Source organism: Flavobacterium sp. (genome assembly GCF_035456225.1).
Lineage (GTDB): Bacteria > Bacteroidota > Bacteroidia > Flavobacteriales > Flavobacteriaceae > Flavobacterium.
The window spans coordinates 1-9,828 of record NZ_DATIDM010000198.1; the positions used below are offsets into that span (position 1 = coordinate 1).

Annotated in this window: 6 protein-coding genes; 2 read left to right on the forward strand and 4 right to left on the reverse strand. The window is 37.5% G+C overall.

Annotated features, from left to right (window positions below):
- Together VLB74_RS11800 and VLB74_RS11805 are read left to right on the forward strand one after the other, a co-directional pair.
- Nucleotides 1-2,278: TonB-dependent siderophore receptor (locus VLB74_RS11800; protein ID WP_325203657.1), on the forward strand; the 2,278-nt coding region annotated here is incomplete at its 5' end.
- 5 nt (nucleotides 2,279-2,283) lie between these two features.
- Nucleotides 2,284-2,838, forward strand: coding sequence for a PepSY-associated TM helix domain-containing protein (locus tag VLB74_RS11805; RefSeq protein WP_325203658.1), 555 nt, complete (start codon nucleotides 2,284-2,286; stop codon nucleotides 2,836-2,838).
- Nucleotides 2,839-2,944: 106 nt separating this feature from the next.
- Here VLB74_RS11805 and VLB74_RS11810 read toward each other — a convergent pair whose 3' ends face one another.
- From VLB74_RS11810 to VLB74_RS11825, 4 genes are all read right to left on the reverse strand, one after another.
- Entirely contained in the window at nucleotides 2,945-3,364 is a 420-nt protein-coding gene (locus VLB74_RS11810; RefSeq protein WP_325203659.1) for a nucleoside-diphosphate kinase, read from the reverse strand.
- 75 nt (nucleotides 3,365-3,439) lie between these two features.
- Nucleotides 3,440-4,273 (reverse strand): formylglycine-generating enzyme family protein, encoded by an 834-nt coding sequence (locus VLB74_RS11815; RefSeq protein ID WP_325203660.1) that lies wholly within the window; start codon nucleotides 4,271-4,273, stop codon nucleotides 3,440-3,442.
- A 135-nt stretch (nucleotides 4,274-4,408) separates the two neighbouring features.
- On the reverse strand, nucleotides 4,409-5,998 hold the full coding sequence (gene bshC / locus VLB74_RS11820; RefSeq protein WP_325203661.1) for a bacillithiol biosynthesis cysteine-adding enzyme BshC: 1,590 nt from the start codon (nucleotides 5,996-5,998) through the stop codon (nucleotides 4,409-4,411).
- Nucleotides 5,999-6,077: 79 nt separating this feature from the next.
- On the reverse strand, nucleotides 6,078-9,704 hold the full coding sequence (locus VLB74_RS11825) for a T9SS type B sorting domain-containing protein (RefSeq protein WP_325203662.1): 3,627 nt from the start codon (nucleotides 9,702-9,704) through the stop codon (nucleotides 6,078-6,080).
- Between the last annotated feature and the right edge of the window lie 124 nt (nucleotides 9,705-9,828).

The window sequence follows — 9,828 nt, forward strand, 5'->3', positions numbered from 1 at the left end:
TCATGAAGGTACTTTCAGTATTCCAAATGTAAAGCCCGGAAAGTATACCCTGATTTTTTCTCATGTTGGATTTATAAATGCAACGGTTAATGTGACTGTTAAAGCAAAGGAAACTACAGTTGTACAAAAAATCACTTTAACCGAGGCCACTAATACTTTGTCTGAAGTAATCGTGTCGGGTAGTGTGATAAATCGAACGTTAGCCAATGGTAAAGCAGGTATCAAAGCGATTGATTTGCCACAGAGTGTTCAGGTAATCAGTAGCAAAACACTGGAACAACAGCAAGTTACCCGACTTAGTGATGTCACTAAAAATATTAATGGGGTATATGTAGGATCGGCTCGTGGTGGTGCTCAAGAATCGTTTTGGTCAAGAGGGTATGACATGACGGCTAACAATATGTTTAAAAATGGTTTCCGTTACACTGCAGGATCAATGCCCGAAGTGGCTTCTTTAGAGCAAGTCGAAGCCCTTATGGGAAGTTCTGCTTTGTTATTCGGAAACGTTGCACCCGGAGGTATTCTTAATATGGTTACCAAGACGCCTGTTTTTAACAGGGGAGGATCGGTTTCGTTTCAGGCGGGGAGCTATGGCTATTACAAACCAACCGTCGACTTTTATGGTCCGTTGAATTCATCAATCGCCTACCGATTCATAGGTTCCTATGAAAATGCCGAAAGTTTCAGGGATGTTGTAAAAAGAGAACGTTTTTATGTAAATCCGTCGTTTCTCTTTAAAGCAGGAACGAAAACCTATATTTTATTGCAAGGGGATTATTTAAAGGATTATTGGACACCGGATTTTGGTACGGGAGCAATCGGAAGAGAAATAGTTGATATACCCCGTAACTCTTATTTGGGAGCAACATGGTCTAATGGGGTAACGACTCAAGCTTCCTTTACGGGGCAAATCAGTTATAAATTTCGTAAAAACTGGAAATTCAGTTCCAATACTTCATTACAGGATTATGGAAGAACGTCAGAAGGTACAGAGCGTATTCAGCCGGATGCCGATGGAAATTTTAAAAGACCATTAGGTAAAAATAACAATGAAGAGTTTATTGGCGCACAACAATTTAATCTTCAGGGAACCTTTAATACAGGCACGGTAAAACATCAGTTGTCTACCGGAGTGGATTGGGATTACACATTCGCTGAAGCTTATACTTATGTTTTTGACAGGACGAATTACGACCCTGATACGGCAACCAATCCCTACGGCCCTAACGGAACTGTAAATATATATGATCCGTCAACGTATCAAAATCAGTATGATATTCCAGGCTCAAGAAATTCAAAAATCGTAAGAACTGAAACTACCCGTTTTGGTGGTTATGCGCAAGATTTAGTTTCTTTAACAAGCAAAATTAAAGTTTTGGCCGGTATGCGTTGGTCTTGGCAAGAATCTCAGGCAACGAACTACAATGAGAAAAAAACGGGCGATATTATTGAGTACGGACCTGAAGATGACCCAAATCCTAAAAAAGATGCAAAACGTATTGATGCCGCTTTTTCACCGAAAGTTGGGTTGGTATATCAACCAATTAAGAACACTTCACTTTTTGCGAGCTATGCTAATTCGTTTACACCTAATTCAGGTTTCGATATTTACAATAATACGCTGGAACCATCAATCATTGACCAATTTGAAGTAGGGGTTAAAAATGAGTTTTGGAAAGGGATTTTATCAACCAATGTAACTTTGTATCAGATCGTAAATAATAATTTGGCACAAATGGCTGAATTTAAAGCAGACGGAACCAATAATACCGATTCGAATGTTAAAACCTTAAATGGAGAAACAACAAGTAAAGGAATTGAAGTAGGCATGACAGCCAGACCAATTGATGGTTTAATTATTACCGCAGGGTACAGTTATAATGATATGCGTTACACCAAAACAAGCGGTTTGATAGGAAGTTACATTGAAGGTGATCGACTGGTAAGAACTCCTTCGAATACAGCTACTATGGGGCTTTTATATACTATTCCGGATGGAAAATTCAAAGGACTTTCAGTAGGAAGTATGGCCAATTATATCGGGGAAAGAATCGGCGGATGGAATAATACTGTTGGACAGACAGTTCCCGACCGAACTATTCCGCTTGACGGTTATGTTACTATCGATTTATCTGCCGGATATGCCTGGAGACAATTTTCAATCCTGTGCCGACTTTCCAATATTACCAACGAGTTAAATTATACGGTTCATGAGAATTACAGTGTGAATCCAATAGCACCACGTCAGGTGATAGCAACTGTAAAATATAAATTTTAGTAAGGATGAAAAAAAGAGACAAGAACATCAGAACCATTCACCGTGATTTTGGGTATTTCTATTTAGGATTGATAATTTCCTTCGCTTTTTCAGGTGTTTTGATGAACCACAGAGACATTTGGCATCCGGAAAAATATACTGTTGAAACGAAAGCAGTAACAGTAAAACTTCCTTCGGAAGACAAAATTAGTGAGAAGTTTGCCGAGAATTTGGGTAAAGAACTTGGGGTGGAAGACAAATTTCGCAGACATAATATTAAGAAAGGCCAATTGAAACTTTCTTATGAAAATACCGATGTGGAAATTGAGATGGAATCCGGAAAAGGGGAAATAATTTCCTTTAAGAAAACGCCTCTTATAAGCCATGCGATGAAGCTGCATAAGAATACTTCCAATTGGTGGATCTATTATTCTGATATTTTTGGATTATCGCTTATAACCATCGCCGTAACAGGAGCCATGATGATCAAAGCGGGAAAGAATACTTTCAGACAAAGGGGCTGGAAGCTTGCTTTAGCGGGAATTCTTTTTCCAATCTTTTTTTTACTTCTATTAGCGTAGGATATTAGAGTTTGGTTAAACAAAAAATCCCGATTCGTCTGAACCGGGATTTTCTATTTTAAGAGTCTTTTATTCTTTTCTCTTTGTTCTATTTTCTGAAAAAAAATTAGAATTGCTCTCTTCCTGCAAAGTGGAAATCTGATTCAATACCAGCATTTTCATCACTGTCAGAACCGTGAACTGCATTCTCACCGATAGAAGTAGCATATCTTTTACGGATAGTACCTTCAGCAGCTTCAGCAGGGTTTGTAGCCCCGATTAAAGTTCTGAAATCTTCTACAGCATTATCTTTTTCCAAGATAGCAGCAACAATTGGACCTCTTGACATGAATTCTACTAATTCTCCGTAGAAAGGTCTTTCGCTGTGTACAGCGTAAAATTTCTGAGCATCAGCTACAGTTAACTGCGTTAGTTTCATAGAAACGATTCTGAAACCACCTTCAGTAATCATATTTAAAATTCCACCGATGTGTCCTTTTTCAACAGCATCAGGCTTAATCATTGTAAAAGTTCTGTTAGTCGCCATTTTGTTTGTTTTTTTATTTAATTTGGGCGCAAAATTACTGTTTTATTACTGAAAAACAATTCTGTTAACAGAAAATTATTTTGTAACTGTTCTTACGATTCTTAATCCGAAGAATTCATTTGTTGAATTTGGATTCCAGTTCAATTGGTAAGTTGGGTCAAGATATTCTAATTTGCTAGAATCCCATGAGCCACCTCTAACACATCTTTTTTCACCTCTTTCCGGGCCTACAGGATCAACTTTTGAGTCAATCTTATAATGGATAGGGCTATAGAAATCCCAACACCATTCCCAAGCGTTTCCACTCATGTCAAAAATTCCCAATTCGTTTGGCAGTTTTGTTCCAAAAGAGTGGGGCTCTTTTTCACTGTTTTTAGCATACCAGGCTACAGATTCCAAATCATTTCCACCTGCATATTTGTAGTTTTTGGATTTATTTCCGCCTTTTGCAGCATAAACCCATTCCGCATCGGTTGGAAGACGGTATCCATTGGCTTTAAAATCACAAGTGTATTTATCACCGGTTTTAGTATAGGCCGGTTTTAAGTTGTTTTCTCTGCTCAACCAGTTACAGTACTGAATAGCCTGTTTCCATGTAATATTGGTAATTGGGTTGTCGTCATGCCATCCCCAACTTGGCCTTGCAGGCATAGCAATTTTATTTGCAGCTGTATAATCTCTCCAGTTAGCAACCGTTATTTCATATTGACTGATTTCAAATGAGGAAACGGTAAGTTCGTAATCTTCTTTCTTTTCTTTTGTATCTGATTTTACAAAAGCATTTGGCAGCATCTTAAATTTTCCACCTTCTACAAAAACCATTTTAGGATTTACAACACTGGTAGTGTAAAAAGAACATAAAAAAAGTGCAAGCGCAAGCATACTAAGGATAATGTAATTCTTTTTCATTTGGTAGTTCTGGTTTTTAAATTTGGGTGCAAAAATAACAATTTTTTAACTATATTATTATTTTTTGTTATAAATATAGGTGTTATGTAGATAAAATCGATGAAATGCAATAAACGAAAGAAAAAACTTATAGTATTATAAGGTAATAATCTGGAAAGTATTCGAAAGCGGATTAAGGTTGTCGAGAATTTTCAAAATAAGTTCCGAACCGTTTTCAAGATAGAATTCGGAGAAATTGGCTTTTCGTTCCTGAAGACTTTGACCTGGGAAAAGTTCGTTTTGAAGTTCTGCTATACGTTGTAACTGATCCTTGTGGTTTCTTTTTTCGGCTTTTAAAAGTCTTTTTTCCAGATTTTCCAAACCTTTAATTTGTTTGATTTCCTGTGCTTTTACTGCTCCTATAAACGATTTGTCTGTATTTGCTGCGATATCGTTCAGTTTTTCAAACTGACGTTTAAGGAATTCTTTTTGTTCGGAAAAATCCAGATTGAAATTGGAAAACTCGGCTGTTTTTTGGTTAAGTAATTCGGCTTGCTTACGGAATAAATGACTCCATTGCAGGTTTAATTTATCGGCTTTAACCGACTGCTTTTCCGTGGCCAATAAAACCGAATTACGCAATAAAAGTATCGGAAACAAAATATCGTTAGCTTCAAACATGGATTTTAGTTCCATCCAGTAGGCTAACTCTCCGCCTCCGCCAATATAACAGATATTAGGAAGAACCACTTCCTGATACAAAGGGCGTAAAATTACGTTGGGGCTGAACTTTTCAGGGTTGTTTTCCAGTTTGTTCAGTAGCTCACTTTTTGAAAAAGTAATTGAGGTGTTGTTGATTTTATACTTTCCGTCTTCAAAAAGAATACGTTCCCTCAAGGTGTCTTCAATGTAAAATAAGTTGATTTCCCTTGGATTTACCTGTACCGTATACTCTTTGAGTTTCGCAATTGTTTCGGTAACTTTTGAAAAGGAAGTCTGCTTGGTCAATTCCTCTTTTACAAAAGGGATGAACATTTTTTTTAATTCGGCATCATCACCGTCGACAATAACCAGGCCTTGATCCTTAAAAAGCTCATTGGCCAGATAACGGGTAGCATCCGTTAAGTTGGAATGCGACAAATAGGCATTTTTGAATAATTCCCTTAAATAGGATGCATTGTCACCAACCCCTAATTCCTTTGAAAACGCTTCGAAAATAGCTGTAAGACCTTCCGTGGAAAGTCTGCCAACAGGTCCTTTGCTTTCGCGGTTCCACTGGATTTTTTTTTCTCCGAAGTGAAAATAGTTGATTTCTTCAAAATCGTGATCTTCCGTAGCCATCCAATAAACCGGTACGAAATTGTATTCCGGATAAGATGTTTTTAATTGTTTGGACAAATTAATGGCCGAGACAATTTTATAGAGAAAATAAAGGGGACCGGTAAACAGATTCAACTGATGGCCGGTAGTTATAGTCAGCGTTTTATTGTCCTTTAATAACTCAATACTTGCTTTGGTCGCCTCCGAAATCGTAAAACCGGAATATTGTTCTTCCAATGCAGTAACCAATACAGTTCGGTGTACATCGGAAAAACGGTTTGCCTTTTCAGCAGCCTGAAGCCCGAAATTTTCCAAAGTCGGGAAACGATGGTAAAACGACTGTACTTCAGCATCTTCATTCAAATAATCAACAATGAGTTTTGAAAAATATCCTGAATTCTGATAACTGATACAGTCGGTTGGCATAGTCAAAGTTTTATTTCTGCTAAAGTAACAAAAATAAATGTAGGGAAAATCGGTTTAACACTGCCTTAATATATTATCCTTATCGTTTTAAAGTGAAATGGCCCCTGTATTCCTTGCCGTTTTGTCGTTTTACCACGAACCAATAATCTGTGGAAGGAAGTGGTACTCCAGAATAAGTACCATCCCAACCCGGTGAATTAGCTTCCATTTCTTTCAGAGCTTTGCCATAACGATCAAAAATATGAATTTTGATGTTAGGTTCATTTTCAGAGAATTTAATTCTCCAAAAATCGTTGTACCCATCTCCGTTAGGAGTGAAATATTTAGGATAAATCAATAAGTAAACATAATGGATTACCGTACCACATCCGTGTTTATCTCTTACATAAACAGTGTGTTCTCCCCAATGTAAATCGTCGAAAATATTACTGTCCTGATAATTGATGTTGTCTAATGAGTATTCGTATTCGCCCAGTCCGTTAACAATAACTTCTATAAAATTCTCGTCAACAGTCCAATCATTAAAATTAATATGCGTAATTGTTGCCGGGTTGGACAAAATTATTTCAAAAGTTTTTGTTGTTGAGCAGGTTACCAGGCCATGATTTTCCGTAACGGTTAATGTGTAAATACCCGGTTGTGTGAAAGTTGTTGTGCGGGTTGTCGCTCCGTTTGACCATAAATAACTGTCAAAATGGGCATTCTCGGTAACAGAAACAGAATAATGTTCACATAAATAGTAAAAATCTTTAATGGTAATGACAGGTGTCCGTATAAGTGTCAAATCTAAATGAGTGACATTTGAGCAACCAAAACCGTCTGTTACCAGGACATAAAGTGTTTTTTGAACTTCATTGAGAAGGTATGATGTGTCATTAGTGATTAATTCTGAAACATCCTGGGTTTGGGCACCATTTTCCGTTAAATAGTATTTAAAAGTGCAATTGGTTGTATTTGCAATAAAATTTGAATTGAAGTTCGTCAAATTAACCCTTTCATCTCCATTATTTTGATTGTCGCAAATTAAGGTTTCATAACTCGTTAGGCTAGGAAGTGGGTGATATTGTGAGTTGATATGTGCCGTCGTTGTATAAGTCACACAGTTTGGATCCTTTTTTACTTTTATGGCTATACTTGCACCACCATTTAAATTACTTAATATGTTATTGGTTGTCCAGGTGGCTCCACCATCGAAACTGTAATAATCTCCGGTTGTTGTTATGGTTAAAGTGGCATATTTGTCACATCCGGCTTCGTCAATAGTGTATGATGGCGAAGTGTTTTCAAATCTTGTTAGATAAACATAAACATTTGGAGAAGTACAACCTTGCGCAGTTCGTACTTTAATTACATAACTGCCCGGCGTAAGATTGTCAAACGTATTAGAGGTTTGCCATGTTGTTCCTCCGTCTATACTGAATTCATCTCCAGGGAGAGTAATAGTGATGCTTCCGGGATTCGAACAATACGGAGCAGTAAATGTATAGGTGGGAGAAGGTAAAAATTCGCCACTTAAAACGATATTGTTGAAGTCAGATATACATCCGTTTGCATCACGAGTTCGGATTAAATAAATACCCAATGGTAAATTAGAGGCCGTATTATTTGTCGTCCAGGTTACACCGTCATCAAAACTGTATTCTGCCGCAACTGTTGTGATGGTGATACTCCCTGTTCCGTCACAGCTAGTTGGATTGGTGCTGCTGTAATGAGGATAGGGGGATTCGAAAGGAACGATGTTAATCAAACTATTGTATGAATAACAATTGTTGATTGTTTTGATTTTTATATTGTAAGATCCTATAGCTACATTTGAAAGTGTTGGATTTGTTGTCCATGTGGTGCCTCCGTCAAAACTGAATTCTGCAGCGGGAGAAGTTACCTGAATGGTGCCTGTATTTACAAAACAAGTTGGCTGTGTAACCGCGATGGTTGGTGAAACGGCGACGTTGGTAGGAATGATGTTTACTGAAGCTTCTGCTGTGCAACCGTCAGCATCCGTTACAGAAACACTATGGGTTCCGTTGGTTGTTATCGACGTACTTTGAGTAGTGGCTCCATTCGACCATAAGTAGGACACTCCTGGAGAAGCGGTTAATGTGGTACTTCCATTGCAAACATTCAGGATTCCGGAAATTCTTGCCGCCGGGTTTTTAACGGTAAGGCTAAAAGCAATTATTTTAAAACAATTTGGATCTGCCGAAGTTATTCTTGCGAAAAGCGTTGAAGTGTAACTTTCATAATTGTTGAAATTAACAATAGGATTGGTGTTATTTGTGGCATCCGAGACGGAAGTGAAATAGGCCAACGTTAATCCTGTTTGTGCCCCAATTAATTGCGGATCAATAGTAGTCAGATTGAAAAATTCTTTTCCGTCATCATTTGTGTCACACATTTTGAGCGTTCCGGTTTGTAAAGTGAAATTACAATTGGCAGTACAGTTCATAAATGCAATATCCCAACCCGGATTGGCATCACTGTCTGTAGCCGAAGTGAAGTTAGCGCCTGAACAGTTAGTCTGCGTTAGTCCATAATTTATAGTTACGCCTACATTATAATTTCCGGTTGTAATGTTAGGCAGATTGCTTGTGTCGATTTGAAAACAAAAAGTTTTATTGTTTAAATCAAGTGAGGTTGTAGTGCTTGTGGTGTAAATAATTACATTGGAATCATTATAAACGTTCAGCGTAATGCTGTCAACATTCGCGGCAACTCCACCGGAATTAGGAATAGTAAAACGTCCGCAAACAGAAAGTGGTAAAGTCGGACAAATTTTATAAAGCGGATCTAGTTCAATGCTTCCCTGTAAATTTTCATTAGAAAGTCGTGAACACAAATCTTCAAGATAGGCGTAACCAAAATGTCCGCCTAAACCACAACGCGCTGCCGTAAATTCAACAGTAAATTCTTCGTTGTTGGGAATTGATGAAATATCCAGACTTCCCGACTGCCAGTTTTGGGTGTACAGCACAATACTTCCAGCCTCGAAATTAGGAGCTTGTGTGAAGATACAATTGTCAGGATCTCCAATAAGACAGAATTCGTCAACCACTGTACCGTTATTGCGAATTATTCGGGCTTTAAAAAAAGGTTGCTCGTCAGTATGTCCTGATTCTTCAATACTCTGTAAAACCACTTTATAATTGAAAAGGAGTTCGTTTTCATTGTTGGTTTTGAAACGTTTGCCTTGGACAATACCGGAAGTGATACCGGACTCCTTATGATTGATTTTAAGTGCAAACTGATCTGAAGCAGCAATATCACCAATGAACTCGTCTATATAATTTGATGGAACTGTACCAGCCATCAATATAGGGGCGGCCGGGTCATATTGAGGAATATATTGATTTGCCGTTGTAATTGGTGTAACACATTGCGTAGGATTGTACGGATCTGCTGTGGTGTACAGAAAGTTCTTTAAAACATTTGTCCCGGATTGCGTTTCGAATTCTTCAAAATTACTGTTACTGCATAGGTGCGCCGCAACTAAATTTGCTTTTTTTGAATTGTTTAAACGTAATTCCTTTGCTCTTTTTTGGAAAAATAAACTCCTTTGTACTGAATCGGTTAATAGAACTCCATGTAAGTCTTCAATTTTTTTGGAAAGAAGAGTTTCGTGATGTTTTCCTGATTGGTTGTTTTTTCGCTGTGAATGTATCTGAATGGAAATAAATAAAAATAGAAGTATAAGTAATGTTTTTTTCACGTTTTTTCAATTTTTGGACCACGAAAATAATGTTATTTTTTCAGGTTTTTATTACTTGATTATTGATTTATTTTGTTATATCGTAAGCGTCTTCTTTCATTGAGTTGTTTTTTAATGAGTTACA